This is a genomic window from Mycolicibacterium parafortuitum (assembly GCF_002086815.1).
In the GTDB taxonomy this organism is placed as follows: domain Bacteria; phylum Actinomycetota; class Actinomycetes; order Mycobacteriales; family Mycobacteriaceae; genus Mycobacterium; species Mycobacterium parafortuitum.
Genome location: NZ_MVID01000017.1, coordinates 80,473 through 104,475 on the forward strand (window position 1 = coordinate 80,473; position 24,003 = coordinate 104,475).

The 24,003-nt window shown below is 70.3% G+C and carries 30 protein-coding genes; 16 read left to right on the forward strand and 14 right to left on the reverse strand.

Annotated elements, in window-relative coordinates; all coding sequences use genetic code 11:
* Positions 1-29: 29 nt before the first annotated feature.
* Positions 30-698, reverse strand: coding sequence for a FadR/GntR family transcriptional regulator (locus BST38_RS18085; RefSeq protein WP_083144818.1), 669 nt, complete (start codon positions 696-698; stop codon positions 30-32).
* Between the two features lie 47 nt (positions 699-745).
* On the opposite strand from BST38_RS18085, the gene BST38_RS18090 reads away from it, so the two are divergent.
* Positions 746-1,969 carry a CynX/NimT family MFS transporter gene (locus tag BST38_RS18090; protein WP_083144820.1) on the forward strand — a complete coding sequence of 408 codons (1,224 nt, stop codon included), beginning with the start codon at positions 746-748 and terminating at the stop codon, positions 1,967-1,969.
* A 24-nt stretch (positions 1,970-1,993) separates the two neighbouring features.
* Positions 1,994-3,244: a hypothetical protein gene (locus BST38_RS18095; protein ID WP_083144822.1), complete on the forward strand. Its 1,251-nt coding sequence runs from the start codon at positions 1,994-1,996 to the stop codon at positions 3,242-3,244.
* Positions 3,245-3,251: 7 nt separating this feature from the next.
* On the opposite strand, the gene BST38_RS18100 is transcribed toward BST38_RS18095, so the two are convergent.
* The 4 genes from BST38_RS18100 to BST38_RS18115 are packed head-to-tail and all read right to left on the reverse strand — an operon-like array spanning position 3,252 to position 6,275.
* Complete coding sequence (locus tag BST38_RS18100) at positions 3,252-3,839, reverse strand: class I SAM-dependent methyltransferase (RefSeq protein ID WP_083144824.1); 588 nt, start codon at positions 3,837-3,839, stop codon at positions 3,252-3,254.
* 32 nt (positions 3,840-3,871) lie between these two features.
* Positions 3,872-4,624, reverse strand: a complete 753-nt coding sequence (locus BST38_RS18105) for a PIG-L deacetylase family protein (protein ID WP_083144826.1) — start codon at positions 4,622-4,624, stop codon at positions 3,872-3,874.
* On the reverse strand, positions 4,621-5,562 hold the full coding sequence (locus BST38_RS18110; protein WP_083144829.1) for an acyl-CoA dehydrogenase family protein: 942 nt from the start codon (positions 5,560-5,562) through the stop codon (positions 4,621-4,623). Before BST38_RS18110 ends, BST38_RS18105 begins: the two co-directional genes overlap by 4 nt.
* Positions 5,559-6,275 carry a glycosyltransferase family 2 protein gene (locus tag BST38_RS18115; protein ID WP_083144830.1) on the reverse strand — a complete coding sequence of 239 codons (717 nt, stop codon included), beginning with the start codon at positions 6,273-6,275 and terminating at the stop codon, positions 5,559-5,561. Before BST38_RS18115 ends, BST38_RS18110 begins: the two co-directional genes overlap by 4 nt.
* Positions 6,276-6,328: 53 nt before the next feature.
* On the opposite strand from BST38_RS18115, the gene BST38_RS18120 reads away from it, so the two are divergent.
* Genes BST38_RS18120 through BST38_RS18130 form a run of 3 tightly spaced genes read left to right on the forward strand, consistent with a single transcriptional unit; the run spans position 6,329 to position 8,390 of the window.
* The gene (locus BST38_RS18120) at positions 6,329-7,015 is read left to right on the forward strand and encodes an HAD family hydrolase (protein WP_083144898.1); all 687 of its coding nucleotides are present in this window, start codon (positions 6,329-6,331) and stop codon (positions 7,013-7,015) included.
* Positions 7,016-7,025: 10 nt separating this feature from the next.
* Positions 7,026-7,475, forward strand: a complete 450-nt coding sequence (locus BST38_RS18125) for a nitroreductase family deazaflavin-dependent oxidoreductase (protein WP_083144832.1) — start codon at positions 7,026-7,028, stop codon at positions 7,473-7,475.
* 3 nt (positions 7,476-7,478) lie between these two features.
* Positions 7,479-8,390, forward strand: a complete 912-nt coding sequence (locus BST38_RS18130; RefSeq protein ID WP_083144834.1) for a 1,4-dihydroxy-2-naphthoyl-CoA synthase — start codon at positions 7,479-7,481, stop codon at positions 8,388-8,390.
* A 38-nt stretch (positions 8,391-8,428) separates the two neighbouring features.
* On the opposite strand, the gene BST38_RS18135 is transcribed toward BST38_RS18130, so the two are convergent.
* A complete protein-coding gene (locus BST38_RS18135; RefSeq protein WP_083144836.1) occupies positions 8,429-9,370 on the reverse strand; it encodes an AraC family transcriptional regulator in 942 nt (313 codons plus the stop codon).
* Between the two features lie 55 nt (positions 9,371-9,425).
* Here BST38_RS18135 and BST38_RS18140 point away from each other — a divergent pair, with 55 nt between their 5' ends.
* The 4 genes from BST38_RS18140 (at position 9,426) to BST38_RS18155 (ending at position 12,849) form a co-directional block, all read left to right on the forward strand.
* Entirely contained in the window at positions 9,426-9,929 is a 504-nt protein-coding gene (locus tag BST38_RS18140; protein WP_083144838.1) for an SDR family NAD(P)-dependent oxidoreductase, read from the forward strand.
* Between the two features lie 85 nt (positions 9,930-10,014).
* Positions 10,015-10,896 carry an SDR family oxidoreductase gene (locus BST38_RS18145; protein WP_083144840.1) on the forward strand — a complete coding sequence of 294 codons (882 nt, stop codon included), beginning with the start codon at positions 10,015-10,017 and terminating at the stop codon, positions 10,894-10,896.
* A gap of 6 nt (positions 10,897-10,902) precedes the next feature.
* The gene (locus BST38_RS18150) at positions 10,903-12,438 is read left to right on the forward strand and encodes a long-chain-fatty-acid--CoA ligase (protein ID WP_083144842.1); all 1,536 of its coding nucleotides are present in this window, start codon (positions 10,903-10,905) and stop codon (positions 12,436-12,438) included.
* 24 nt (positions 12,439-12,462) lie between these two features.
* A complete protein-coding gene (locus tag BST38_RS18155; RefSeq protein WP_083144843.1) occupies positions 12,463-12,849 on the forward strand; it encodes a VOC family protein in 387 nt (128 codons plus the stop codon).
* Positions 12,850-12,869: 20 nt separating this feature from the next.
* Here BST38_RS18155 and BST38_RS18160 read toward each other — a convergent pair whose 3' ends face one another.
* Genes BST38_RS18160 through BST38_RS18170 form a run of 3 tightly spaced genes read right to left on the reverse strand, consistent with a single transcriptional unit; the run spans position 12,870 to position 14,761 of the window.
* A complete protein-coding gene (locus BST38_RS18160) occupies positions 12,870-13,169 on the reverse strand; it encodes a DUF3349 domain-containing protein (RefSeq protein ID WP_083144845.1) in 300 nt (99 codons plus the stop codon).
* A 9-nt stretch (positions 13,170-13,178) separates the two neighbouring features.
* Complete coding sequence (locus tag BST38_RS18165; RefSeq protein ID WP_083144847.1) at positions 13,179-13,466, reverse strand: hypothetical protein; 288 nt, start codon at positions 13,464-13,466, stop codon at positions 13,179-13,181.
* 23 nt (positions 13,467-13,489) lie between these two features.
* On the reverse strand, positions 13,490-14,761 hold the full coding sequence (locus BST38_RS18170) for an inorganic phosphate transporter (RefSeq protein WP_083144849.1): 1,272 nt from the start codon (positions 14,759-14,761) through the stop codon (positions 13,490-13,492).
* A 225-nt stretch (positions 14,762-14,986) separates the two neighbouring features.
* Here BST38_RS18170 and BST38_RS18175 point away from each other — a divergent pair, with 225 nt between their 5' ends.
* The 5 genes from BST38_RS18175 (at position 14,987) to BST38_RS18195 (ending at position 18,906) form a co-directional block, all read left to right on the forward strand.
* A complete protein-coding gene (locus tag BST38_RS18175) occupies positions 14,987-15,310 on the forward strand; it encodes a DUF3349 domain-containing protein (RefSeq protein ID WP_083144852.1) in 324 nt (107 codons plus the stop codon).
* Between the two features lie 50 nt (positions 15,311-15,360).
* A complete protein-coding gene (menE, locus tag BST38_RS18180; protein ID WP_083144854.1) occupies positions 15,361-16,464 on the forward strand; it encodes an o-succinylbenzoate--CoA ligase in 1,104 nt (367 codons plus the stop codon).
* Between the two features lie 43 nt (positions 16,465-16,507).
* Positions 16,508-17,122 carry a pyridoxamine 5'-phosphate oxidase family protein gene (locus BST38_RS18185; protein WP_083144899.1) on the forward strand — a complete coding sequence of 205 codons (615 nt, stop codon included), beginning with the start codon at positions 16,508-16,510 and terminating at the stop codon, positions 17,120-17,122.
* Between the two features lie 67 nt (positions 17,123-17,189).
* Positions 17,190-17,897: a response regulator transcription factor gene (locus tag BST38_RS18190; RefSeq protein WP_181791998.1), complete on the forward strand. Its 708-nt coding sequence runs from the start codon at positions 17,190-17,192 to the stop codon at positions 17,895-17,897.
* Positions 17,884-18,906 carry a sensor histidine kinase gene (locus tag BST38_RS18195; protein WP_083144858.1) on the forward strand — a complete coding sequence of 341 codons (1,023 nt, stop codon included), beginning with the start codon at positions 17,884-17,886 and terminating at the stop codon, positions 18,904-18,906. Before BST38_RS18190 ends, BST38_RS18195 begins: the two co-directional genes overlap by 14 nt.
* Positions 18,907-19,004: 98 nt before the next feature.
* On the opposite strand, the gene BST38_RS18200 is transcribed toward BST38_RS18195, so the two are convergent.
* The 3 genes from BST38_RS18200 to BST38_RS18210 are packed head-to-tail and all read right to left on the reverse strand — an operon-like array spanning position 19,005 to position 21,179.
* Positions 19,005-20,135: an NAD(P)H-dependent flavin oxidoreductase gene (locus BST38_RS18200; RefSeq protein WP_083144859.1), complete on the reverse strand. Its 1,131-nt coding sequence runs from the start codon at positions 20,133-20,135 to the stop codon at positions 19,005-19,007.
* Between the two features lie 51 nt (positions 20,136-20,186).
* A complete protein-coding gene (locus BST38_RS18205) occupies positions 20,187-20,963 on the reverse strand; it encodes an S-methyl-5'-thioadenosine phosphorylase (RefSeq protein WP_083144860.1) in 777 nt (258 codons plus the stop codon).
* A gap of 3 nt (positions 20,964-20,966) precedes the next feature.
* The gene (locus BST38_RS18210) at positions 20,967-21,179 is read right to left on the reverse strand and encodes a hypothetical protein (RefSeq protein WP_083144861.1); all 213 of its coding nucleotides are present in this window, start codon (positions 21,177-21,179) and stop codon (positions 20,967-20,969) included.
* Between the two features lie 42 nt (positions 21,180-21,221).
* Here BST38_RS18210 and BST38_RS18215 point away from each other — a divergent pair, with 42 nt between their 5' ends.
* Complete coding sequence (locus BST38_RS18215) at positions 21,222-22,091, forward strand: 1,4-dihydroxy-2-naphthoate polyprenyltransferase (RefSeq protein ID WP_083144862.1); 870 nt, start codon at positions 21,222-21,224, stop codon at positions 22,089-22,091.
* 10 nt (positions 22,092-22,101) lie between these two features.
* Here the strand turns inward: BST38_RS18215 and BST38_RS18220 are convergent, their stop codons facing one another.
* Together BST38_RS18220 and BST38_RS18225 are read right to left on the reverse strand one after the other, a co-directional pair.
* Positions 22,102-22,656: a Clp protease N-terminal domain-containing protein gene (locus BST38_RS18220; protein ID WP_083144863.1), complete on the reverse strand. Its 555-nt coding sequence runs from the start codon at positions 22,654-22,656 to the stop codon at positions 22,102-22,104.
* Positions 22,657-22,658: 2 nt separating this feature from the next.
* The gene (locus BST38_RS18225; RefSeq protein ID WP_083144864.1) at positions 22,659-22,868 is read right to left on the reverse strand and encodes a helix-turn-helix domain-containing protein; all 210 of its coding nucleotides are present in this window, start codon (positions 22,866-22,868) and stop codon (positions 22,659-22,661) included.
* A 125-nt stretch (positions 22,869-22,993) separates the two neighbouring features.
* Between BST38_RS18225 and BST38_RS18230 the strand changes: the two genes are divergently transcribed.
* A complete protein-coding gene (locus BST38_RS18230; protein ID WP_083144865.1) occupies positions 22,994-23,995 on the forward strand; it encodes an AAA family ATPase in 1,002 nt (333 codons plus the stop codon).
* Positions 23,996-24,003: the final 8 nt, after the last annotated feature.

The window sequence follows — 24,003 nt, forward strand, 5'->3', positions numbered from 1 at the left end:
CGTGCGTTCGGCGCTGCGTGATCGTCGGGTCAGCAGGCGCCGATGCCGGCGAGGATCCGGTCGAGCAGTTCGCCGGCCATCCGGGCGGCTTCGTCGACGTCGCCGTCGGCGATCCGGTCCAGCAGCACGCCGTGGTCGACCATCTCCACCGGGACGTGACGTGCGGTCGCGACGCTGGCGGTGACGGTCTCGATCAGCCCGCGGTAGAGCTCGGTCAGGATCTTGTTGCCTGACGTGCGCACCACGGCCAGGTGGAACTCGGCGTCCGCGCGGGCGAACGCCTCGGTGTCGTCACCGTCCGCGCACGCGTCGCTGCGTGCCAGCAGGGTCCGCAGTTCCGCGATGTCGTCGGGCGTGCGGTTCGCGGCCGCGAGGCGGGCGCCCTCCACTTCGAGCGCGCGACGGACCTGAAGCACCTCACGCAGTTCCGCGCCGCAGAGCCGGCGCAACGCCCCGGACACCTCGCTCGTCGCGCGCACGTAGGTGCCGTCGCCCTGCCGGACCTCCAGGATCCCGGCGTGGGCGAGGGCCCGGACCGCCTCACGAACGGTGTTGCGGCCGACGCCGAGAGATTCGACGAGCACCGTCTCATTGGGTATCCGCTGCCCTAACGCCCATTCACCGGTGGCGACGGCGTGCCTGAGCTGCTCGATCACCTGCTCGACCAGGCCGGTGCGGCGTGCTGTGCTCAGCGGCACACAAAACCCCTTTCATCCAATCATGGGATGTATGGCACCGTAGCAAGATGCGCACCCCACGGCAGGACATCCGCGAGCCGAGGATCGGGGACACCGCCCCGGCCCCGAACCGCGGGACCGCCGGCGTCCTGCTCGCGGTCGCGGTGGTGCTGACGGCACTGAACCTGCGCCCGGCGGTCACCAGCATCGCGACCGTGCTGGGCGACATCCGCACCGAGATGTCGACGTCGGCGACCTGGGCCGGCCTGTTGACGACGGTGCCCGCGCTCTGTTTCGCCGCGGCCGGACTGGCGGCGCCGTGGATCGCGAGCCGCATCGGTCTCGGCCGGACGATCTCGGTGTCGATGGTGGCGCTCACCGCGGGCCTGGCGCTGCGCGTCGCCGGCGGGCCCCAACTGGTCATCGGCGCCACCCTGATCGCGTGCGCGGGAATCGCATTGGCCAACGTGCTGATCCCGGTCGTGATCAAGGGCTCGTTCCCGGCCCGCATCGGCCTGATGACCGGCATCTACACCGCCGCGCTGCAGGGCGGCGGGGCGCTCGGCTCGGCGCTGACCCCCGGGCTGCTGGACCCGCTCGGTGGCTGGCGTGAGGCGCTCGCGATCTGGGCGCTGGTGTCCTTCCTGGCTCTGGCGCTGTGGATCCCGGCCAGCCGCAGCCATCGTGGGGCGTGGGCCGCGCACACCCGGCGCACCGCGGGTCGGCGGTCGCTGCTGCGTAGCCCGCTGGCCTGGACGGTCACCCTGTTCTTCGGCACCCAGTCGTTCATGGCGTACATCGCGATGGGCTGGCTGCCCGAGGTGTTCATCGACAACGGCATCGACAAGGTGCACGCGGGCCTGCTGGTGGGGCTGATGTCGCTGGTCGGGGTTCCGCTGTCGCTGTTCATCGCGCCGATGGCGGCGCGTAGGCCCAGCCAGAGCGGCTGGATTCTCGCCGTCGGGCTGTTCGGGGTCGCCGGCACGATCGGCATGATGGTCGCCCCTGCCGCGCAGCCGCTGTTGTGGAGCGTGCTGATCGGAATCGGGATGAGTGCGTTCTCGATGGCGTTGGCGGTATTGGGACTTCGCGCCCGCACCCCGGAGGACACCGGGCAACTGTCCGGGATGGCGCAAGGGCTGGGATATCTGTTCGCGGGCACCGGGCCGTTCCTGTTCGGACTGCTGCACGACGTGTCCCACGGCTGGACGGTGCCGTGGATCATGTACCTGGGCGTGTACGTCGTGCAGATCGTCGCCGGTGTGCTGGCCGGACGCGCCCGCTACGTGTGACGCCCGGCCGGGCAGAATCACCGCATGCGTACGTGCCCCGGTGATCACCTCGGCCTCGACTTCCCGGCCGACGCCGCGACACTCGCCGACGCCGGCCCGCAATTCCTGACCGAAGCCTTCCGGCGCTCCGGCGTGCTCGGCGCTGACGACGCGGTCGCCGCTGTCGACGAGCTTCGCGAATTCCGCGGCGGCAGCACCGGACGCAAGGCGCTGCTGTCGGTGTCCTACCGCACCCCGGGCGGGCAGCCGGGTGAGCTGTTCGTGAAGTTCTCCCGCGACTTCGACGATCCGGCACGGGATCTGAGCCGCACCCAGATGGCGCTCGAGGTCCGGTTCGCGCTACTGACGCGCGATCCCGGATTCCCGATCGCGGTGCCGCGCTGCCTCTACGCCGACTACCACACCGCGTCGGGCAGCGGGATCCTGATCACCGAGCGGATCCCGTTCGGACGCAATGGGATCGAACGGCAGTACGACAAATGCGCCGATCACGAGATGCCGGACGCGCTGGAGCACTACCTGGCGTTGTTCAGCGCGCTGGGCCGGCTTGCGGGCACCGAGAAAGCCGGCAGGATCGGTGCCGAAGCGGATTTCGGTGTGGACATCAGGACGCTGTCGGTCGGTGAGCGCGCACCGTACACCGCCGACCAGCTGAGCCGGCGTGTCGACCTGCTGGCCGAGCTCGCGGTGCGGCAGCCCGCACTGCTGCCGGCGAATCTCGTTACCCCGGAGTTCATCTCACGGCTGCGCGACGATGTGGCCGTCATACCCGGCCGGGTCGACGCATTGTGGGGTCGCCTCGGCGCCGACCCGGATCACATCGCGCTGTGTCACTGGAACGCGAACGTCGACAACGCGTGGTTCTGGCGCGACGGCGACCGGCTGCGGTGCGGCCTGCTGGACTGGGGATGCGTCGGACGGATGAACCTCGCGATGGCGCTCTGGGGTGCGTTGTGCAGCGCGGAGACCTCGATGTGGGATGCGCACTTCGACACTCTCCTCCAGCATTTCGCCGGCGAGTATGCCGCCGCGGGCGGGCCGGAGCTCGACATCGCCGCGCTGCGCGACCACCTGCTCGCCTACGTCGCGATCATGGGCACGGCGTGGCTGCTCGACGTACCGGGCTATCTGCTGAAGCTGCTGCCCGAGCCCGTCGCCGACCGGTTCGATCCGCGCATCGCCGGCAGCGAGCAGGCTCGCAGCCGGTTGCTGATGATGACGAACTTCCTGAACCTGTGGCAGCGGTCGGATACCGCGCGCGTGCTGACTCGGTGACGACGGATCAGGCGCCGGGGACGTGGGTGCGGGCCGCCACCGAGGCGCCGCCGGCGGTGTCGTACACGTCGATCGCCACGTCGCCGTCGCGGTAGCCGGCGAGCTGGTGCAGACCCTCGGTGGCGCCGATGATGTCGTTGGCGTGGTCACCGGTCATCGGATATTCGGCGACGGGATGGCGCCAATGTGCGGCCACCACCGTCGTGTTCGGGGCCAGCCGCGGCACCTCGCGATCCAGCACCTCGCGCAGCGTCGCCGGCTGCAGGTAGTAGCACACCTCGGAGAGCACGACGAGGTCGAAAGGTTGCGCGGGCCAGGGCTGGTCGAGCGAGCCGTGCAGCAGTGTCGCCCGCTGCCGCAGCCCACGCGCGTGGAGGCGCTGAGCCGCACGATCCAGCGCCGCGACGCTGACGTCGGCGCTGACCACGTGATCGCAGCGCGCCAGCAGCGCCTCGGTGAGCACCCCGATCGAGCAGCCGGGTTCGAACGCGAGCCGATAGCGCGCATACGGCAGCAGTGCGGTGGTGATCGCGTACTTGCGCTGTTCGTACCAGCGGGATTCCAGCTGCCAGGGATCGGCCGCCTGGGCGTACATGCGGTCGAAGAAGCTGTCGGGAAGCCGGCCGTTCAGCGGAAGATCACCTCGCCGACGCTCAGCAGGCGGGGCAGGAAGTACGCGGGCAGTACCGGTTCGCCGCCGGGTTCGGGTGGGGTGAACTGGCTGCGAAAGTGAGCTGCCGCGGCGGTCTTTCGCGTGATGGCCGCCGATGTGGCCGGCACCGCGAAGGCCCGCGACCACGGCACGGCGCCATCCCCCGGGCTCGCCCAGTGCCACATCCACACCGGGTACTCCACCAGCACCGCACCGGTGACGTCCGCGGCGTGGGCGGCGGCCCTGCCGACGGCCTCGTGGTCGGGATGTCCGTCACCGCGCCAGGTGGCCGCGCACCATGTGCCCGCCGGCCGGCCTGCCAGGATCTCGACGAGCACGTCGGTGAGGTGCCGCTCGTGCTGTGCGATCTCCCCGTCCGGCAGGCCGAGGCTGATCGGGGTCGAGACCCCGAGCTCGTCTGCCGCCGCGTGCAACTCGGCCCGGCGGGTCTGTTCCAGCGTGTGGCGCTGTCGCGGTGTCGCGTCCGGGAACGCGGCACCGCCGTCACTGGCCGACACCACCTGCACCCGCACCCCGGCGTCGGCCAGCATCGTCATCGCGACACCGAAACCCAGGGTCTCGTCATCGGGGTGCGCACCGACCACGACGAGGTCCGGGCAGGTCGACAGTTCCAGCGCCGGGAGGTCGAGTCCCGCAGCAGCCCAGACGGTTTCAGGTGTGCCGCCGTCCCGCAGCGGCGCCGCGGCCAGTCGTCCGGAGTTGCTCACGGCGTCCCCGCCGCCAGCGCACCGAGGCGTTCGAGATCGCGTTCGGCGTGGCTCTGCCGCACGTAGATCGACAGGTCGGCCACCCGCCGGGCGTGCTCGGCGTCCATCGCCAGCGGCGCGGGACCGAGGGCGCGTGCGGTGCGGGTCAACGTCTCGTCGACGGCGGCCTCCACGACCGCGCGGGCCCGGCGCGCGTGCAGTTCCGCTGCGCCCCCGCGATTGTCGGGATCGGCGTCGAATTCGTGGGCCACCGCCGTCAGCGTCGCGTCCGCGCCGGCCAGTGCGGCGTCCACCGCACCGAGGTGGGCCAGCGTGTGCGCGTCAGCGCGGCTCGAGGACGCCCGCTGGTACAGCGCGGCGGCGACGGCGCGGGCTCCGCCGAGCCAGCATGCGGCCACCCCGGCGGCGCCGTGCCAGAACCCCGTCCTGCTCAGATACTCACCGGGCGCACCGGCCGGCCGCGCCGGTACCGCGTCGAATTGCACCGAGCGGGTGTCGGATTCGGCCATGCCGGCGTTGCTCCAGCGGTCCGGAAGTGCCCGCACACCCGGTGTCGCGAGGTCGACCGCGAACAGCCCCCGCTCCCCCGAGGCCAGCCGCGCGGTGACCAGCGCGTGCGTGCACAGACCAGCGCCCGAACACCACGGTTTGGTGCCGTCGAGCAGCACCCCCGCGCCGTCCTCGCGCGCACTCAGCGCCGCCTCACCGGACTCGGCCGCCCACACCCCCCACCACTGGCCCGGGCCAGGACCGCTGCCGGTCAGCTCGACCAGGATCGCGACGGCATCGACGTGCGCTTCGGCGAGACGGCCTGCGACCACGTCGATCTCGGACAGGGCGGCCAGCCGTCGCCAACGCTGCGCGGTGTCGCCGCGGCCCGGCAGCGGAAGGTCGAGTTCTCCGGACCCCAGCCACTGCCGGACCAGGCCTGCGGTCACGGGATCACTTCCGCGGACCGTCCACTGACGGTCTGGGCGATGTCGCGCAGATGCTGCGCGAAGCCGCCGGGGGCGCGGCCCTCGCTGCGGTCCGACGTCGCGACCGACAGGCCGCGGTCGCGGTGGATGGACAACGCGGCGGCTTCGAAGCGGCGCACCAGGTCGACATCCTCACTGCTCGCCAACGCGCGGAACCCGCCGACATGCCAGTACGCGTCGGCGCGGAAACCCATGTTGGCGCCGTGGATGTGGCGGTGGCTGGTGCCGTGTGTGCGGTAGCCGGCCAGGTAGCGCCGCGCCACCGCGGGCGAGAAGTTCCGCCACGCCGGGATGCGCACCACCCCGAGCACCATGTCGGCGTCCGCGGCGATCATCCGCACCAGCCAGTCGGCGTCGACCGCGCTGTCGGCATCCGTGGTGGCGTACCAGGTGCGGGCCGGGTCCACGTCGGCGTGCAACGTCCTGGCGTACTCGAAACCCGCGGCCCGCGCGGCGCCGACGTTGCCCGCCTCGACGGAGACGAAGTGCACGTCCGGCCCGAAAGCGCCGGCGTGTGCCTCGCTGCCGTCGTCGCAGGAATCCAGCACCACGACCGTCGTGACGCCGATCGGCAGGCACAGCGCCGCGGTCGTCAACGCCCGCAGGCAGTCCGGGAGGTGGTCGTTCTCGTTGTGCGCCGGCACCACGACGACAGCCTTCGCGATGTCGGTCATGCCTGACTATTTAGCCAAAACGCCGATTTTCCACACCTGGCACGATGGACGGGATGAGTGACTTCGACGCGGTGCTGTTCGATTTCTCCGGCACGCTGTTCCGGCTGGAAGAGGACGAGAGCTGGTTTCGGGGCATGGAACTCGACACCGAGGACAAGGGCGAGGTCGACGCGCACGTGCAGGCCGAGCTGATGCGCCGGCTGACCCAGCCGACCGGACGATCGGTGTCGATGACGCCGCAGGCGCTCGACGCGTGGATGAAACGCGACCTCGAACCGCACCTGCACCGTGAGGCCTACCTGCACGTGCTGCGCGAGTCCGGGCTGGCCCGCCACCACGCCGAGGCGCTGTACTCCCACGCGATCGACCCGGCCTGCTGGACGCCGTACCCGGACACCCCCACCGTTCTCGACGGCCTGCGCCGCCGCGGCATCAAGACCGCAGTGGTGTCCAACATCGCGTTCGACCTGCGGCCCGCATTCGCCGGGGTCGGGACGGTCGACGAGTTCGTGCTGTCCTTCGAGGTCGGCGCGGTGAAACCGGACCCGGCGATCTTCCAGACCGCGCTCGACCGGCTGGGCGTCACCGCGGCGCGCACGCTGATGGTCGGCGACAGCGACGAAGCCGACGGGGGCGCCCGCACGCTCGGCTGCGCGTTCGCGCTCGTCGACCCGTTGCCCACCCGCGAACGGCGGGACGGCCTGATCGCGGCACTGTGGGCGCACGGGATCCCGCTGTAGCGTCGAATCCATGGCGAGTAGCGAGCGGATCCGGCCGCCGTGGTGGCTGAAGTACGTGAACAAGGTGATGATCGCGCTGAACCGGACGGGTCTGTTCACCAACGGCCCGGCGGTGCTGATCGTCACCGGACGCAAGTCCGGGAAACCGCGGCCGACGCCGGTCACGCCGTTCGAGGTGGACGGTCGGCGTTATGTGGTGGGCGGCCTGCCCGGCTCGGACTGGGTGCGCAATCTGCAGGCCAACCCGGAGGCGGTGCTGGCGCGCGGGAAGAGCCGCCAGACCGTGCGGATGGTCGAGCTGCCGGTCGAGCAGGCCCGGCCGCTGCTACGCCAGTTCCCGGTGCTGGTACCGACCGGAGTGGACTTCATGAAGAACGCCGGGCTGGTCACCGGGGCCAACCCCGACGAGTTCGAGGCACTGGCCGGGCGCTGCCCGGTATTCCGCTTCGATACGGTCTAAGCCGTGAGCAACCCGTTCGACGCCAGCCTCTGGGAGCCGGTGTCCGGCTTCGACGACCTGACCGACATCACCTACCACCGCCACGTCGCCGACGGTGAACGCCGTCCGACCGTGCGGATCGCGTTCGACCGTCCGGAGGTGCGCAACGCGTTCCGCCCGCACACCGTCGACGAGCTGTACCGCGTGCTCGACCACGCACGGATGTCCTCGGACGTCGGCGTGGTGCTGCTGACCGGCAACGGCCCTTCCCCGAAGGACGGCGGCTGGGCGTTCTGCTCCGGCGGCGATCAGCGCATCCGCGGCCGCAGCGGCTACCAGTACGCGTCCGGGGAGACGGCCGAGACCGTCGACCCGGCCCGCGCGGGCCGGCTGCACATCCTGGAGGTGCAGCGGCTGATCCGCTTCATGCCCAAGCCGGTGATCTGTCTGGTCAACGGGTGGGCCGCCGGCGGCGGGCATTCGCTGCACGTGGTGTGCGACCTGACGCTGGCCTCGCGCGAACACGCCCGCTTCAAGCAGACCGACGCCGACGTCGGCTCCTTCGACGCCGGCTACGGGTCGGCGTACCTGGCCAGCCAGGTCGGGCAGAAGTTCGCCCGCGAGATCTTCTTCCTGGGCCGTCCCTACACCGCCGAGCAGATGCACGCGATGGGCGCGGTCAACGAAGTGGTCGACCATGCCGATTTGGAAACTGTTGCGCTGCAGTGGGCTTCGGAGATCAATGGCAAGTCGCCGCAAGCCATCCGGATGCTGAAGTACGCGTTCAACCTTCCGGAGGACGGCCTGGTGGGCCAGCAGCTGTTCGCCGGGGAGGCGACGCGGCTGGCGTACATGACCGACGAGGCCGTCGAGGGCCGCGACGCGTTCCTGGAGAAGCGCGACCCAGACTGGACGCCGTTCCCCCGCTACTTCTGAGCGATTTCGGTGTAGTTGGTCACGCTGAGGTTGACCAACTACACCGAAATCGCCTGGGCGGCGCGGTAGCGCAACGGCGACATCCCGACCTGGCGTTTGAACGCGTTGCTGAACGCGCTCTCCGACGCGTAGCCCAATCGGGCCGCCAGCGGCGCCACCCGGGCCTCGCTGTCGCGCAACGCGTTGCGGGCCAGCTGCATCCGCCAGGTGTTCAGGTAGGTCAGCGGCGGCACGCCGGCCACCGACCGGAAGCGTTCGGCGAACGAGGTCCGCGACATCGCCGAGATGCGGGCGAGTTCCTCCAGCCGCCAAGGCTTTCCGGGTTCGTCGTGCATGGCCGCGACGGCCGCCCGCAGCCTTTCGTCACTGAGCAGGCGCAACCAGCCCGGGGGCAGCTCGTCGGTCTGGGCGATGAACGCGCGCAGCACCTCCAGCAGCAGCAGTTGGCCCTGCTGATGCACGGCGAACGCGGAACCGACCCTGTTGCCCCGCACTTCGTCGATGACCTTGGCGAGGATCGCGTGCAGGTTGGGCGCCTGTTCGGCGGACGCGCGCACATGGCTGACGGGCGGCAGCGCCTGGGCCAGCAGCGCTTCACCGATCGGGTTCACGTCGACGTGGCCGCCGAGGATCACGTCGGCCTCGCCGCACTCGATTTCCCCGCGCGCGAATGCCTGCTCCGCGACCGCGATGTCGAGTTCTGCCGGCGGGCCCAGACGCGGCCCGCCCTCGATCGTCATCGTCGTGCGGTGATTGAGGATCGCGACATCGCCGGGCCCCAACTCGATCGGGGCGCACCCGTCGGCGGTCGCCCGCAGCCGCCCGCAGACCACCGCCACCATCTTCAGCGGGTGCGCCAGGTCGAACGTCGCGCGCCAGTCCCCGCGCACCGACAGCCCGCCGGTGAGCAGTCCCCTGACCTCGATGAGATCGAAGACGTCGGAGAGCTGATCGCGAATCACGTTCGTACTATCACGCATGTTTTCCGAACTTTCAACTATTCAAAGTACGAGATCGCCGACGCACAGTGGTGTCATGACCAACAAACAACACCCCATCGGAACCGGATTCGGACCCGCGTCGACCACCACGGACGTCCTCGCAGGCATCGACCTGACCGGACGCAACGCCATCGTCACGGCCGGACACGTCGGCCTCGGACTCGAGACCACCCGCGCCCTGGCCGACGCTGGTGCCAACGTCGTGGTGGCCAGCCGTAATCCCGGAACCGCCGCGGCCGCGCTCGCGGGCGTCGACCGGGTGCGGATCGCGCAGCTCGACCTGATGGATCCCGCATCCGTCGACCGGTTCGTCGCCGAGCACACCGACACTCCGCTGCACATGCTGATCAACAACGCCGGCATCATGGGCGGCGACCTCGTCGACGCCGACATCGCGCCGCTCGAGCCCGATGTTCGTCCCGTCAGCATCGAGATGGGTTCCGGACCGCTGACGCTCACGCCGGGTGTCACCGGCTACGCCGTGGATCCCGAATCGGCCGAGAAACTGTGGGAGCTCAGCGAGAAGCTGCTCGCCTGACCCGCCGAGATTGCGTTCCAGCAGGAAAGTTGCGAGTGAGGTCCTGCTGGAATGCAATTTCGGCACCGGAAATAGACTCCGCTGCGTGACGAGGAACCCGCTGCGGCGGCTGGCCGACCAGGTGGTGCTGACCAGCATGCGGCCGCCGATCCTGCCCGCGCTGCTGAACCGGCCCACCCGCGAGACCATCGAGCTGCGCGGCAAGCGGGTGCTGATGACCGGCGCGTCGTCGGGCATCGGCGAGGCGGCCGCCGAGAAGCTGGCGCGCCGCGGCGCGACGGTTGTCGTGGTCGCGCGGCGCGGAGAGCTGCTCGACGCGCTGGTCACCCGGATCACCGACGCCGGCGGGGACGCCCGCGCGCACGCGTGCGACCTGTCCGATCTCGACGCGGTCGACGCGCTGGTCGCGACCGTCGAGAAGGAGCTGGGCGGCATCGACATCCTGGTCAACAACGCCGGGCGCTCCATCCGCCGCCCGCTGGAGGAGTCGCTGGAGCGCTGGCACGACGTCGAGCGGACGATGACGCTGAACTACTACGGCCCGCTGAGGCTGATCCGCGGTCTGGCGCCGGGCATGCTGGAGCGCGGGGACGGCCACATCATCAACGTGTCCACCTGGGGCGTGAAGACCGAGAGCCCGCCGCTGTTCGGGGTGTACAACGCGTCCAAGGCGGCGCTGAGCTCGATCAGCCGCATCATCGAGACCGAGTGGTCCGACCGCGGCGTGCACGCGACCACGCTGTACTACCCGCTGGTGAAGACCCCGATGATCGCGCCGACCCGCGCCTACGACGGGCTGCCCGGGCTGTCGGCCGACGAGGCCGCCGGGTGGATCATCACCGCCGCGCGGCACCGCCCGGTCAGCATCGCGCCCCGCATCGCGGTCACCGCGCACGCGATCAACAGCGTCGCCCCGGCCGCGGTCGACACCATCATGAAACGCCAGCGCATGCAGCCCAAGGACTGAAAAGCGTTGTTCGCCAACCTCGCCGACATCGTCCGCGGTCACGCCCGGGAACGGCCCGGCGCACCCGCGCTGATCGTCGGCGACCGCGTCATCAGCTACGCCGAACTCGACGACCGGTCCAGCCGTGCGGCGCAAGCGTTCTCACAGGCCGGTGTGGGGTTCGGTGACCGAGTCGCGTTCGTCGAGCGCAACGGCGCCGAATACTTCGACGTCGCGTTCGGTCTGGCCAAGCTCGGCGCGGTGGCGGTGCCGGTGAACTGGCGGCTGACCGCCCCCGAGATCCGGCACGTCCTCACCGACGCCGCCGTGTCGGTGGTGGTGGTCGGACAGGAGTTCGTCGACCGGGTCGAGGAGATCGAGGACGACATCGACGCCGGCATCGTCGTCGTCGGAAACCACGACCGCTGGCCGGATTTCGCCGGCTTCGTCGGTCAGGCGCCCGCGGTGGATCCGGGCGTCGTCACCGGCCCGGACGATCTGGTGTTCCTGATGTACACCTCGGGCACCACCGGGGCGCCCAAGGGGGTGATGCTCAGCAACACCAATTTCGTGTGCAAGACCGCCGGTGTCGCGGGGCCGTGGCAGTTCGACGCGGACGCGGTCAGCCTCGCGGTGATGCCGCTGTTCCACATGGCCGGGTTCGGATGGGCGCTGGCCGGGCTGTGGCAGGGCGCGGCGACGGTGGTGCTGCGCGATGTCGACCACGCCGCGATCCTCGACGCGATCGGCCGACACCGCGTCACCAACATGCTGCTGGTGCCCGCCGTCATCCAATCCCTGCTCGACACACCGGGTCTCGACGGCATGGACTTCTCCGGGCTGCGGATCGTGGTGTACGGGGCCTCCCCGATCACCGACGACGTGCTGGTGCGCGGCATGGACCGGTTCGGCGGCATCTTCGCCCAGGTGTACGGCATGACCGAGTCGACGGGGTCGATCACCCAACTCGACGGCGACGAGCACCTGCCGACGCTGCTGCGCTCCTGCGGGACGCCGTATCCGTGGGTGCAGATCCGCATCGTCGACGCGTCCGGAGCCGACGTCGCACCGGGCGCCGTCGGCGAGGTGTGGACCCGATCGCAGCAGAACATGCTGGGCTACTGGAACAACCCGGACGCGACTGCGGCGACGCTGACCGCGGACGGCTGGCTGAGGACCGGTGACGCCGGATACGTCGACGCCGACGGCTACCTGTACCTGCACGACCGGATCAAGGACATGATCGTCTCCGGCGCGGAGAACGTGTATCCCGCCGAGGTGGAGAACGTGTTGATGACGCACCCGGGCGTCGCCGACGTCGCCGTCATCGGGGTACCGGATCCGCGGTGGGGCGAGGCGGTCAAGGCCATTGTCGTTCGGGCGCGCGGCGCGACACCCACCGAGGCCGAGCTGATCGCCCACGCCCGGCACCGGCTGGCCGGGTTCAAACTGCCGAAGTCGGTGGACTTCGTCGACGCACTGCCCCGCAATCCGAGCGGCAAGCTGCTCAAACGCGCGCTGCGCGAACCGTACTGGACCGGCACGGACCGCCACATCGGGTGATGCGGCCGTGGTAGACACACAGCCATGGAGATCCTGGCCAGCCGGGTGTTGTTCCGTCCGAAGGACTATGCGCGCTCGGTCGCGTTCTACCGCGACGGCATCGGGTTGGCCATCGCCAGGGAGTACAGCGGCGGCACGGTCTTCTACGCCGGCCAGTCGCTGATCGAGATCGCCGGCCACGGCGCGCCCGCCGAGGATGCGCCGCCGTTCCCCGGGGCGTTGTGGCTTCAGGTGCGCGACCTGGCCGCCGCGCAGGAACAGCTGCGGCAGCGCGGCGTCGAGATCGCGCGGGAGGCCCGCCAGGAGCCGTGGGGACTGCACGAGATGCACGTCACCGACCCCGACGGCGTCACGCTGATCTTCGTGCAGGTGCCCGAGGATCACCCGATCCGGCGGGACACTCGCGGCTAATCCACGACAGCCGCGAGCGGCTAATCCACAGGAGCGGCGAGCGGCCAGCCGACCGACGCGAGGCGCGCGGCGACCTGGTGCATCTCTTCCGGGTTGGGTTCCTTGGCCGTGATCCGGTGGATCGCGGAGTGGATCTGGGCGGGCGTGACGGTGTCGGCGTCGGTGGAGCGCAGCACCGTCTGGGCCACTTTGACCACCTGATCTTCGGTCAGGGTGCGCCGCAACAGGGCCAGCAGCGGAAAGTAGTCCTTCTGCGGCACGCCGTGCGGATAGCCCTCGTGCAGCCAGGCCAGCACGTTGTCGAAAGCCTTCTGCGCCATGCGATCAGCTCATTTCCTTGGCAGGAACGGGAACAGGTCGATTCCGGTGTTGTGGATGATGGTCGCGCGGGTGATCCACAGCACCGCGGTCAGGATGACCCAGCCGACGAACACGAACAGCGCCACGCCGGCGTACTTGGCCAGCGGCTTCGGTGCCGTGACCGCGGATCCGTCGCTGCCGTCGGATCCGGTGCCGCGCGAGTACGCGACCAGCCCGAGGGCGAAGATCGCGGGCAGGCCCGCGCCGAGCAGCAGCCCGATCCCGAGCACCTTGGAAATGCTCTCGAAGTACGTCATCTGATGTCCTCTGTGCTGTCCGGTCAGACGGACGTCGGGGCGGACTTGGGTGCCGGTGCGGTCTGGGGGTCCTGGGCAGCCGGGGCGCGCAGTTCGGCGGGGATCACCGAGTTGGTGGAGTCGTCCCAGTCGGCGTTGACGTTGCTGTGGTCGACCTTCTGATGCTGGGCGCGCCACCACATGTAGAACGACAGCCCGCACAGCAGCGCGAAGATCACGCCGTCACCGATGAGGTCGGATCCGGTCAGCGACTTCACACCGTGCGACAGCCAGTACGACAGGGCGCCGACGAGGCCGGCGGCGGGCAGGGTGATGAGCCACGCGACGGCCATCCGGCCGGCGACGGCCCAGCGGACCTCGGCGCCGGGCTTGCCGACACCACTGCCGAGAATCGAACCCGTCGCGACGTGGGTGGTCGACAGCGCCATCCCCGCGGCCGAGGAGCTCAGGATGATCGCCGCCGACGACGCCTCGGCGGCCAGACCCTGCGGGGACTCGATCTCGACCAGGCCCTTGCCGAGGGTGCGGATCACCCGCCAGCCGCCCAGGTAGGTGCCGAGGCCGATGGCCAGCGCGCAGGACGCGATGATCCAGAACGGGAGACCCTGTTCCTTGACGTCGCCGCCGAGGTTGCCGGTGGTGATCAGCGCGAGCGCGATGACGCCCATCGTCTTCTGCGCGTCGTTGGTGCCGTGCGACAGCGCGACCAGCGAGGCGGTCGCGATCTGCCCCCAACGGAAGCCGGCCTCACGCTGCTTCTTGCTGACGTTGCGCGTGATCCTGTAGACCAGCCAGGTGCCGCAGCCGGCGACCAGGCACGCGATCAGCGGTGCGGCGACGGCCGGGATCAGCACCTTCTGGCTCACCCCGGCCCAGTTGACGCCGCCGAGGCCGATCGCGGCGAGCCCCGCCCCGATCAGGCCGCCGAACAGCGCGTGCGACGAGCTGGACGGGATGCCGAACAGCCAGGTGAGCAGGTTCCACAGGATGCCGCCGATGAGGCCGGCGAAGATGATCGTCAAGCCGGTCGACGCGTCGATCGACGGGATCAGCTGACCGGTCCCGGCGTCCTGGATGTTGAGCACCGAGGTGGTCACCGTGATCGCGACCTCGACGGACAGGAACGCACCGACCAGGTTCAGCACACCCGCGAGCAGCACCGCCGTCTTCGGCTTCAGCGCGCCGGTCGCGATGGACGTGGCCATCGCATTCCCGGTGTCGTGAAAGCCGTTGGTGAAGTCGAATGCCAGGGCGGTGGCAATCAACAGCACCAAGATGATCAGCTCTGGGCTCATGTCTTTGATTCTGCTGCCTGGCCGGGAGTTTTAACGAATTTTCACCTACTCGCGTCGGGCCCGCGACGTGCGGATTCTCCGGCCCTGGGCAGCTGTTCATCTACTGTTCATCTTCTGTGGTGCCGGCGTTCGCCGGCCCCGATTCTCGACCCGTTCCCGACAGCCTTCGCGTCTACTATCGGAAGGCCTGAGTCCGTATTCCAGGGCTGTGTCGGAAGTGAGCTCGTGACCAATTTTCTCGCCAGGATCGTGGCGTGGATCGTGGCCGGATACCCCGAGGGTGTGCCGGGTCCCGACCGCGTGCCGCTGCTGGCGTTGCTGCGTCGCCGGCTCAGCGACGACGAGGTCAAAGCGGTCGCCGTCGAGCTGCTCACCCGCGCCGAGATCCACGGCACCGCCGAGTTCGACGGCGTCGACATCGGCGTGCTGATCACCCAGGTCACCGACAACCTGCCCACCCCCGAGGACGTCGAACGTGTCCGCGTCCGGCTGGCCGCGCAGGGCTGGCCGCTCGACGATCCCCGCGATGACGCGGAGGAGGGCCGATAGCCGTTCTGCGGGCGGTCGGGTTCGGCTCCGGGGCCGCCGCGCTGACCCAGCTGCCCGCCGTCGAGGACGTCCTCGACGGCCGCGCCGCGGTGCTGCCGGTGCCCGCCGACGACGCCGAGCAGAGCGCCGCGCTGGCGACGGCGTTGCGTGTCGGTGAAGAGATCGACGACGCGGTCGGCGCGGTGCTGTCGACGTCCGGAACCACGGGCGCGCCGAAGGGCGCGATGCTGACCGTCTCGGCGCTGGTGGCCAGTGCGGACGCGACCCACCAGCGTCTCGGCGGGCCGGGACGGTGGCTGCTCGCGCTGCCCGCCTATCACGTCGCGGGATTCCAGGTGTTGGTGCGCAGCGTGCTGGCGGGCACCCGGCCGGTGGCCGTCGCGGCGTCGTTCGACCCGGCCGAACTCACGCCCGCGGTCGCGCAGATGGGATCCGGGCGCCGGTACGCGTCGCTGGTCGCGGTGCAACTGGACAAGGCGCTGCGCGACCCGGAGGCCACCGCCGCGCTCGCGGCGCTGGACGCGGTGCTGATCGGCGGCGGCCCGATGCCCGCCGCGGTCGCCGAGAAGGCTTCGGCGGCAGGGATTTCGGTGATCCGGACGTACGGGATGAGCGAGACGGCCGGCGGCTGCGTGTACGACGGCGTGCCGCTGCGCGGCGTTGAGATCAGGATCGACGACGGCGGACCGACCGGCGGCCGCATCCGGCTGGGTGGGCCCACCGTCGCGGCCGGATACCGCAACCCCGTCACCCCGGATCCGTTCGCCGAGCCGGGATGGTTCCGCACCGACGACATCGGCGTGCTGGCCGACGGCACGCTGCGGGTGTTGGGCCGCGCCGACGACGCGATCAGTACCGGCGGCTTGACCGTGCTGCCCGGAATGGTCGAGGCCGCGCTCGCGACGCATCCGGCCGTCGCCGAGTGCGCGGTGTTCGGGGTCGCCGACGAACGGCTGGGCCAGCGGGTGGTGGTCGCCGTCGTTCCGGCACCCGGAGCGTCGGTGACGTTGGCGCAGTTACGTTCTCACGTCTGCGAGACCCTGCCGGCGACTGCGGCACCGCGGCAGCTGCATGTCCTCGGCGAACTTCCCCTCCGCGGCATCGGCAAGATCGACCGCCGCGCCCTGGTGCGCCGGTTCGGCGGCGCGACCTGACGGAGCGCCCTGCCGCGGGCGGCCGGCCCGCATGATGGACAGCATGAGCCGCCAAGTGAGCACCGTCGACGAACTGCGCGCGATCGTCGGGCATCCGCACGAGGCCGTCGCGAACAAGGTCGGGCCCCGGCTGCTGCCGATCATGCGGGACTGGCTGACGCACTGCCCGCTGGCGTTCGTCGCGACCACCGACGCCGCGGGCCGCGTCGACGTCTCCCCGAAGGGCGACCCGCCGGGGTTCGTGCACGTCATCGACGACACCACGATCGCGATCCCGGAACGGCCCGGCAACAAACGCGTCGACGGCTACCTCAATGTGCTGGAGCGCCCCGGCGTCGGGACGCTGTTCGTCATCCCCGGCCGCGGCGACACCCTGCGGGTCAACGGCACCGGCCGCATCATGGCCGACGCCGACTACTTCGACGCGATGACGGTCCAGGGCCGCCGCCCGATCCTGGCGCTGGAGATCGCCGTCGAGGAGGTCTTCTTCCACTGCGCCAAAGCGTTCCTGCGCTCCGATGCGTGGGATCCGCAGAGCTGGGACCCGGGCGCGCTGCCGAGCGCGGCGCAGCTGGCCAAGGCGATGTTCGCCGACGCCGACCTCGACGAGATGCGCCGCCGGCTCGACGAGGACAACATGCGAAAAGTGCTGTACTGAGGCGCCGCGGGTGACGAAATCCTGACGTCGGCCCTGGTAGTGGACGGGCCGCGCTAACCTCGATGTGGTGACCCGAGTGCTGATCGCCGACGACGACGATGTCGTCCGCGATGTCGTCCGCCGCTACCTCGAGCGGGACGGCCTCGAGGTGTCCACCGCCCACGACGGAAACGAGGCGCTGCGGCTGCTGAGCTCGCAACGCATCGACGTCGCGGTGCTCGACGTGATGATGCCCGGCCCGGACGGGCTGTCGCTGTGCCGGCGGCTGCGCCAGAACGGCAGCTATGCGATGCCGGTGATCCTGCTGACCGCCCTCGGCGAGGAGGACGACCGTATCGCGGGCCTGGAGGCCGGCGCCGACGACTACCTGACCAAACCGTTCAGCCCGCGCGAGCTGGCGCTGCGGGTCCGGTCGGTGCTGCGGCGGGCGCCTGTGGGCGCCGGCGCGCACGCGATGGACATCACCGCCGGCGACCTCACCGTCGCGACGGCGTCGCGCACCGTGACCGTCGCCGGAAGACCCGTCAGCCTGACCAACCGTGAGTTCGACCTGCTGCTGTTCTTCCTGACCCATCCGGGCGCCGTCTTCACCCGGGAGGATCTGCTCAAGCAGGTGTGGCACTGGGACTTCGGTGATCTGTCCACGGTGACGGTGCACGTCAAGCGGCTGCGCGCGAAGCTCGGCGACCGGCACCGGGTGCAGACCGTGTGGGGCCGCGGCTACATGTGGGCGGCCGAGGAGCCGCCCGCAGGGCGGCCGGATGCAGACGACTGATTTCTGGGAGATCGCCGGTTGGGCGCTGACCTGCTCGGTGCCGGTGGTGCTTCTCGGCGCCGCGGTGGTCCGGCTGGCGCGGACGTGGTCGCTGGCGGCGAGCATGGTGGCGCTGGTGCTGATCCCGGTGCTGGCCACCCTCGCCGGCGTGGTCGGCGCGAGCGGGTTCATGATCACGCAGACGTTCGAGCGGACCGCGGTGGTGCTGCTGGTGGTGTCCATCGTGACGATCCCGGCGGCGGTGATGCTCGGCCGCTATCAGGCGCGACGCACGGTGTGGGAAGCCGAGATCCGCGACTCCGAACACGCCGCCGAACAGTCGCGTCGCCGTCTGGTCGCGTTCGTCAGCCACGACCTGCGCACCCCGCTGGCCGGGATCCGCGCGCTGTCGGAGGCCATCGCCGACGGCGTCGTCCCCGACGACGAGGTCCAGGTATACGCCAAACACATTGAGAACGAATCGATCCGGCTCTCCGAGATGGTCGACGACCTGTTCGAGATGTCGAAGATCAACGCCGGCGCGCTGACCCCGATGTTCGACAGGGTCGCCCTCGACGAGGTGGTCGACGATGTGCTCGCCACGCACCGCATCACCGCCGAACGCGCCGGGGTGCGGCTGACGGCGAACCTGCCGGAACAACCCGTGCGGGTGATCGGCAGCGACCGCGCGCTGGTGCGGGTGCTGTCGAATCTGGTGGCGAACGCGATCGCGCACACCCCGCCCGGCGGCAGTGTCACCCTCGGCCTCGGCGCCGACGAGAACAGCGCGTGGGCACGCGTCGACGACACCGGCGTCGGCATCGACGAGGCCGACCTGCCGCGGGTGTTCGACGTCGCCTACCGCGGATCGAACTCCCGTGTGCCGCGCAAGGATTCGTCGCTGCCGAGCGGATCCGGGCTGGGTCTGGCGATCGCGGCCGGGCTGGTGCACGCGCACCGCGGCACGGTGTCGGCGCACAACCTGCCGACCGGTGCGCGCTTCGAAGTGCGGCTCCCGCTGGCCGACTGAGGCGCCGCCGTTTCGCGAGACCACCCCCACCCGCGAAATATCATTCCGGGTCCTATTTTCGGGCCTGGTCGCAGCCCGGAATGATATTTCGCGGCGAGTCAGCCGGGGAGTGAGTTGCTGAGGCGTTCGGCGGCGGCCAGGTAGTCCTCGATGAACTCGCGCACCACCTCGCGGGCCGGCTTGACCTTGTTCATCAGCCCGACGCCCTGCCCGACGAAGTAGGTCGCGAGCGCCTGCGCACCTTCGTGGCCCTGCGAGGCCAGCACGTCGATCCGGCGGATGACCGGCTCGCACAGCATCGACTGCAGTGGAAGCGGGAGCGGCTGCCGGCCGTCCTTGGCGGGCAGCCACGCGTCGGTCCACTCCGAGCGCAGCTGCCGCGACGGCTTGCCGGTACGCCCGGCCGAACGCACGGTGTCGCGCGACGACGCGGCCAGCATCTTCGCGACGGTGTGCGGTGCGGTCTCGGCCTCCTCGGTGGTCAGCCACACCGAGCCCGTCCATGCACCTGCCGCGCCGATGGCGACCATGCCCGCCATCTGGCGCCCCGTCACGATGCCGCCCGCGGCCAGCACCGGGGTGGAAACGCCAAGCGCGGCCAACCCTTCCAAGACCTCAGGCACCACGACCAGCGTGCTGACCTCGCCGCAGTGCCCGCCGGCCTCGGCGCCCTGAGCGACGATCAGATCCACGCCGGCGGCGGCCTGCTTGACCGCGTGCTCCTTGGCGCCGACCAGCGCGGCCACCGGGATGCCGCGTTCCTTGCCCGCCTCGATCATGTAGTCCGGCGGCACACCGAGGGCGTTGGCGATCAGCTTCACCGGGTGCGTCAGCGCCACGTCGAGCAGCTCGCGGCCGGTGTTGCCGGACAGCATCGGCTTGCCGAGACGCCGCTCGGGCTCCGGCTCGATGTCATGGGCGCGCAGCAGGTCGTCGACGAGGGTCTTGTATTCCTGCGGGATACGCGAGGCCAGGTCGGTGCTGGACAGCTTCTCGCCCTTGCCCTCGAACTTGGCGGGCACGATCAGGTCGACGCCGTAGGGCTTGCCCGCGACGGCCTCGTCGATCCAGGCCAGCTCCTGGTCGAGCTGCTCGGGTGAGTAGGCGGTGGCCCCGAGTACGCCGAACCCGCCGGCGTTGGTCACCGCGGCCACCACGTCGCGGCAGTGGCTGAACGCGAAGAGCGGGAAGTCGATGCCGAACTGTTCACACAGCGCTGTGGACGTCATGGTGCACAGTATGACTTGACGGGTGTCAATAAGGTAGAGCGGGGTGGCGCCTCAGGGCAGGTCGAACGGCAGCTCGACGCCCTCGTGGGCCAGACAGTGCGTGCACTCGCGTTCGGCGCCGACGCTCTCCAGCGCGTCCTGGACCAGCTTCTTGAACGGCACCAGGTTGCGCTGGAACTCGGCGAAGATGTCCACCGCCCGCACGCCCTGGCCCGCCTCCACGCCTGCGTCCACGTCAGTCACCAGAGCTACTGCGGCATAACACATCTCAAGTTCACGGGCGAGGACCGACTCCGGGTAGCCGGTCATGTTGACCAGCCGGAACCCCTGCGCGGCGAACCACTGGCTTTCGGCACGCGTCGAGAACCGCGGCCCCTGGATGACCACCATCGCCCCGCCGTCGACCACCCCGGGGCGCCCGGTCACCGCGGCGCGCAGCGTGGGGCAATACGGGTCGGCGAAGCTGACGTGGATGCCCCCGGAATCGAAATAGGTGTCGGCGCGGCCCGACGTGCGGTCGACGAGCTGATCGGGTACGACGACTGCGCCGGGGCCGAGGGCAGGGTCGAGGCTGCCGACCGCGCACGGGGCGAAGATGCGGCGCACCCCCAGCGAGCGCAACGCCCACATGTTCGCTCGGTACGGCACGGTGTGCGGCGAGAACTCGTGTGCGACACCGTGTCTGGGAAGGAAAGCGACTTCGTGGCCGCCGACGGTACCGATCGTGATCGCCGCGCTCGGCGCGCCGTAGGGGGTGTCGACGGCGACCGACGAGGCGTCGGGCCCGAAGAACGAATAGAACCCGCTGCCCCCGATGACGCCTAACACCGGCTACGCGTCGTCGTCGCCGAGCTGCTGCGACGCGCGGCGGGCGCCGTCACGGATCTCGAACACGTCGGTGGCGAATCCGCCGATCGCGTTCGCGACGTCCCTGACCGCGGTGGTGATGATCGAGGTCACCTCGCCGACCGCCGATGCGCCGGCGGCGACGATCTCCTGCACCGCGTCCTTGCCGATCTCGGACTTGCTCAGCCGGTCGTCCATGCGCTCAGTCTGCCACGGTCGGCACCTGCAAGACTGACCGTCGTGGCCAGTTTCGCCCAGTGGGTCGAGGGTGCGCGTCCGCGGACGCTGCCCAACGCCGTCGCACCCGTCATCGCCGGAACCGGTGCCGCCGCCTGGCTGGACGCGGTGTCGTGGCCGAAGGCGGTGCTCGCGCTCGTGGTCGCCGTCGCGCTGATCATCGGCGTGAATTTCGCCAACGACTACTCCGACGGCATCCGCGGCACCGACGATGTGCGCTCAGGGCCGCTGCGGCTGGTCGGGTCCAAGTTGGCGTCGCCGAAATCGGTGCTGACCGCGGCGATCGTGAGCCTGACCGTCGGCGCCGTGGCGGGCCTGGTGCTGGCCTGGTGGTCGGCGCCGTGGCTGATCGCGGTCGGGGCGGTGTGCATCGCCGGGGCGTGGCTCTACACCGGCGGCAAGAAACCCTACGGGTATCTGGGACTCGGCGAGGTCGCGGTGTTCGTGTTCTTCGGCCTGGTCGCGGTGCTCGGCACGCAGTACACCCAGGCGCTGCGGGTGGACTGGGTCGGGGTGACGCTGGCCGTCGCGATCGGAGCCCTGTCGTCGGCGGTGCTGGTCGCCAACAACCTGCGCGACATCCCGACCGACGCCGAGTCGGGCAAGATCACCCTCGCGGTGCGTCTCGGCGACCCGAAGACACGGGTGCTGTTCCAGGCGCTCGTGGCGCTGCCGTTCCTGCTCACGCTGGCGCTGGTCACCGCGACGCCGTGGTGCGCGGTGGGTCTGGTCGCGCTGCCGCTCGCGGTGCGGGCCGCGAAACCGGTGCGTGCCGGGGCCGGGGGCAAGGACCTGATCCCGGTTCTGCGGGACACCGGCCTGACGATGCTGGTGTGGGCGGTCGCGGTGAGCGCGCCGCTGTTCGTCGGCTGACGAGCGCGCGTCACGCCGCGGCGTCGAGCAACGCGTCGACGCGCCGGCGCAGTTCGGCGGGGTCGACGTACTCGGCCAGCAGGGCCGTCGCCTCGGTGTCGCCGCCACGCAGCAGGCCCAGCAGGATGTGCTCGCAGCCGAGCCAGTTCTGCTTGTGCCGCACCGCTTCCCGCAGCGCCAGCTCGAGGGTCTTCTTCGAGGCCGTCGAGAACGGAATGCGCCGGCGCCGCCTCCCGCCGCCGCCCGGCCGCAGCGCCTCGTCGAAGGCCCCGGGGCCGAAGTCGCGGTCGACGTTGCGCCGCACCGCGGACAGATCGATGCCGAGCGGACGCAACGCGTCGGCGTCCTCGTCGAACGGATCGCCCCGACCGTCGGCGATCCGGTGCCGGATTTCTTCGAGGGTGACCCCGAAGTCCGCCAGCGTCGCCGACAGATCTCGCCCCGCGCTCTGCACCACCGCGACCAGCAGGTGCTCGGGACCGATCCGCTCATCACCGAGTTCCCACGCGGTCTGCTGCGCGAGGACGACGGCCGCGCGGGCGTTTCTGCTGAAGCGTTCGAACATGGTCAACTCCTGCGGTTGTACTTCTTGTGCACGGCCTGCCTGCTGACGCCGAGCTCGTCGGCGATCGCCTGCCACGTCCAGCCCTGTTCGCGCGCCCTGGCGACGTGCAGCGCTTCCATCCGCTCGTGGAGCCGCTGCAGGGCCCGCACCGAGCGCAGTCCCACCGCGGGATCCGTGCTGCTCAGCGCGTCGAGGGAGTCGAGGTCGGCCATGTCGCCACGGTAGGTCCGCGACGGGCACCTGTCAACCAAAGTTGACAGCAACTTTCCGAATCGGGTGGATTCCGCCACGCCCGGCGTCGGTTTGCGCGCCGGATTCGCGTGGTACTTGCTGCGGGATGACCGCAGCCCCGATGCCCCGCGAGTCCGACGACACCCGTGAAGCGCAGCGGGTGGTCGCGGCGTTGTCCGACGCGTTCTCGGCGAAGGTGGTGGGTCAGGAACACCTGCGCGAGACACTGCTGATCGGTTTGCTGACCGGCGGACACATCCTGCTGGAAAGCGTGCCAGGGCTGGCCAAGACCACCGCGGCACGCGTGATCGCCGAATCGATCGACGGGGAGTTCCGCCGCATCCAGTGCACGCCCGACCTGCTGCCCAGCGACATCATCGGCACGCAGGTCTACGACGCCGCAACCGCGTCGTTCGTGACCCAGCTCGGCCCGGTGCACGCCAACGTCGTGCTGCTCGACGAGATCAACCGTTCCAGCGCCAAGACCCAGAGCGCGATGCTCGAGGCGATGGAGGAACGCCAGACCACGATCGCCGGCACCGTGTACCCGATCCCCGAACCGTTCCTGGTGATCGCCACCCAGAATCCCGTCGACCAGGAGGGCACCTACGCGCTGTCGGAGGCCCAGACCGACCGCTTCCTGCTCAAGGAGATCGTCCGCTACCCGTCGCCCGAACAGGAGGTCGAGGTGATGGCCCGCCGCGACGCCGGCCTCTACGACAAGGAGCGGACCACCCGGCCCGTCGCGAGCCTCGACGACATCCGCCGTCTGCAGCAGATCACCCGCGAGGTGTACATCAGCCGCGACCTGATGCTCTACGCCAGCCGCCTGGTCGCCGTGACCCGCGACCCGGGCAATCATCTGCCGGGCCAGCTGGCCCGGATGATCGAGTACGGCGCCAGCCCGCGCGCCACCATCGCGCTGTGCACCGCCGCGCGTGCGCTGGCGGTGCTGTCCGGCCGCAACCACGTCCTGCCCAGCGACATCGCCGACCTCGCGCACCGGGTCCTGCAGCACCGGCTGATCCTCGGTTTCGAGGCCGCCAGTGCCGGCGTCACCCCCACCCGGGTGATCGACGCCGTGCTGCAGGCCGTGCGGGTTCCCTGACGGCGGCA

Excerpts from the sequence above, each read along its gene's own strand:
- BST38_RS18095 (WP_083144822.1), top strand. The coding sequence starts at position 1,994 with ATGCGTACGTGCCCCGGTGATCACCTCGGCCTCGACTTCCCGGCCGAC.
- BST38_RS18200 (WP_083144859.1), bottom strand. The coding sequence starts at position 20,135 with ATGACGTCCACAGCGCTGTGTGAACAGTTCGGCATCGACTTCCCGCTC.
- BST38_RS18090 (WP_083144820.1), top strand. The coding sequence starts at position 746 with ATGCGCACCCCACGGCAGGACATCCGCGAGCCGAGGATCGGGGACACC.
- BST38_RS18120 (WP_083144898.1), top strand. The coding sequence starts at position 6,329 with ATGAGTGACTTCGACGCGGTGCTGTTCGATTTCTCCGGCACGCTGTTC.
- BST38_RS18210 (WP_083144861.1), bottom strand. The coding sequence starts at position 21,179 with ATGGACGACCGGCTGAGCAAGTCCGAGATCGGCAAGGACGCGGTGCAG.
- BST38_RS18165 (WP_083144847.1), bottom strand. The coding sequence starts at position 13,466 with ATGACGTACTTCGAGAGCATTTCCAAGGTGCTCGGGATCGGGCTGCTG.
- BST38_RS18155 (WP_083144843.1), top strand. The coding sequence starts at position 12,463 with ATGGAGATCCTGGCCAGCCGGGTGTTGTTCCGTCCGAAGGACTATGCG.
- BST38_RS18230 (WP_083144865.1), top strand. The coding sequence starts at position 22,994 with ATGACCGCAGCCCCGATGCCCCGCGAGTCCGACGACACCCGTGAAGCG.
- BST38_RS18225 (WP_083144864.1), bottom strand. The coding sequence starts at position 22,868 with ATGGCCGACCTCGACTCCCTCGACGCGCTGAGCAGCACGGATCCCGCG.
- BST38_RS18160 (WP_083144845.1), bottom strand. The coding sequence starts at position 13,169 with ATGGCGCAGAAGGCTTTCGACAACGTGCTGGCCTGGCTGCACGAGGGC.
- BST38_RS18140 (WP_083144838.1), top strand. The coding sequence starts at position 9,426 with ATGACCAACAAACAACACCCCATCGGAACCGGATTCGGACCCGCGTCG.
- BST38_RS18195 (WP_083144858.1), top strand. The coding sequence starts at position 17,884 with ATGCAGACGACTGATTTCTGGGAGATCGCCGGTTGGGCGCTGACCTGC.
- BST38_RS18100 (WP_083144824.1), bottom strand. The coding sequence starts at position 3,839 with ATGTACGCCCAGGCGGCCGATCCCTGGCAGCTGGAATCCCGCTGGTAC.
- BST38_RS18220 (WP_083144863.1), bottom strand. The coding sequence starts at position 22,656 with ATGTTCGAACGCTTCAGCAGAAACGCCCGCGCGGCCGTCGTCCTCGCG.
- BST38_RS18185 (WP_083144899.1), top strand. The coding sequence starts at position 16,508 with ATGAGCCGCCAAGTGAGCACCGTCGACGAACTGCGCGCGATCGTCGGG.
- BST38_RS18170 (WP_083144849.1), bottom strand. The coding sequence starts at position 14,761 with ATGAGCCCAGAGCTGATCATCTTGGTGCTGTTGATTGCCACCGCCCTG.
- BST38_RS18115 (WP_083144830.1), bottom strand. The coding sequence starts at position 6,275 with ATGACCGACATCGCGAAGGCTGTCGTCGTGGTGCCGGCGCACAACGAG.
- BST38_RS18135 (WP_083144836.1), bottom strand. The coding sequence starts at position 9,370 with ATGCGTGATAGTACGAACGTGATTCGCGATCAGCTCTCCGACGTCTTC.
- BST38_RS18125 (WP_083144832.1), top strand. The coding sequence starts at position 7,026 with ATGGCGAGTAGCGAGCGGATCCGGCCGCCGTGGTGGCTGAAGTACGTG.